Origin of the sequence: Pseudomonas sp. Nvir (genome assembly GCF_963778085.1) — a bacterium.
In the GTDB taxonomy this organism is placed as follows: domain Bacteria; phylum Pseudomonadota; class Gammaproteobacteria; order Pseudomonadales; family Pseudomonadaceae; genus Aquipseudomonas; species Aquipseudomonas juntendi.
On the sequence record NZ_CAVZVN010000031.1, the window covers coordinates 1 to 1,173 of the forward strand.

Annotated in this window: 2 protein-coding genes and 1 pseudogene; all 3 read left to right on the forward strand. The window is 55.5% G+C overall.

Going from position 1 to position 1,173, the window contains the following annotated elements; translation table 11 throughout:
• Positions 1–499, forward strand: a 499-nt coding sequence (locus AACG97_RS00245) for an NADH-quinone oxidoreductase subunit H (protein ID WP_338463240.1), incomplete at its 5' end; no start/stop codon positions are given.
• A 14-nt stretch (positions 500–513) separates the two neighbouring features.
• Positions 514–1,056, forward strand: a complete 543-nt coding sequence (nuoI, locus tag AACG97_RS00250) for an NADH-quinone oxidoreductase subunit NuoI (protein ID WP_008803948.1) — start codon at positions 514–516, stop codon at positions 1,054–1,056.
• 10 nt (positions 1,057–1,066) lie between these two features.
• Positions 1,067–1,173: pseudogene (locus AACG97_RS00255) on the forward strand (NADH-quinone oxidoreductase subunit J); the annotation flags it as partial.

Consider the following 1,173-nt stretch of genomic DNA (forward strand, 5'->3'; position numbering starts at 1 on the left):
CGGTCTCTCCCTGATGGGCGTGGTGGCGCAGGCGGGGTCATTCAATATGACCGATATCGTCAACAACCAGGCGCATCTGTGGAACGTCATCCCGCAGTTCTTCGGCTTCGTCACTTTCGCCATCGCCGGCGTGGCGGTGTGTCACCGTCACCCGTTCGACCAGCCGGAAGCGGAGCAGGAACTGGCCGATGGTTACCACATTGAATATTCCGGCATGAAATTCGGTCTGTTCTTCGTCGGTGAATACATCGGTATCGTCACCGTTTCAGCGCTGATCGTCACGCTGTTCTTCGGCGGCTGGAATGGCCCGTGGTTACCACCTTTCATCTGGTTCGCGCTGAAAACCGCGTTCTTCATGATGATGTTCATTTTGATCCGCGCATCATTACCGCGTCCGCGCTATGACCAGGTAATGTCCTTTGGCTGGAAGGTATGCCTGCCGTTAACGCTGGTCAACTTGTTGGTAACGGCGGCTGTCATTCTCTGGCAGGCGCAATAAGGGGTGAATTGAACATGACCTTAAAAGAATTATTGGTGGGGTTCGGCACCCAGGTCCGTAGTATCTGGATGATTGGCCTGCATGCCTTCGCCAAACGTGAAACCCGGATGTATCCGGAAGAGCCGGTCTATCTGCCGCCGCGCTACCGCGGCCGCATCGTGCTGACCCGCGATCCGGACGGTGCAGAGCGCTGCGTTGCCTGTAACCTGTGTGCGGTAGCCTGCCCGGTGGGCTGTATCTCGCTGCAGAAAGCAGAGACCAAAGATGGCCGCTGGTATCCGGAGTTCTTCCGCATCAACTTCTCACGCTGCATTTTCTGCGGCCTGTGCGAAGAAGCGTGCCCGACCACGGCGATCCAGTTGACCCCGGACTTTGAACTGGGTGAATACAAGCGTCAGGATCTGGTGTACGAAAAAGAGGATCTGCTGATTTCCGGTCCGGGCAAATACCCGGAATATAACTTCTACCGGATGGCGGGTATGGCAATCGACGGCAAAGATAAAGGTGAAGCGGAAAACGAAGCTAAGCCAATCGACGTCAAGAGCCTGTTACCGTAAGGAGAGGGCAATGGAATTCGCTTTTTATATCTGTGGCCTGATAGCCATCCTCGCAACCTTGCGGGTCGTCACCCACACCAATCCGGTGCATGCGCTGCTGTACCTGATTATTTCGCT

Coding starts and splice junctions, on each gene's coding strand:
- nuoI (WP_008803948.1), top strand. CDS start 514: ATGACCTTAAAAGAATTATTGGTGGGGTTCGGCACCCAGGTCCGTAGT.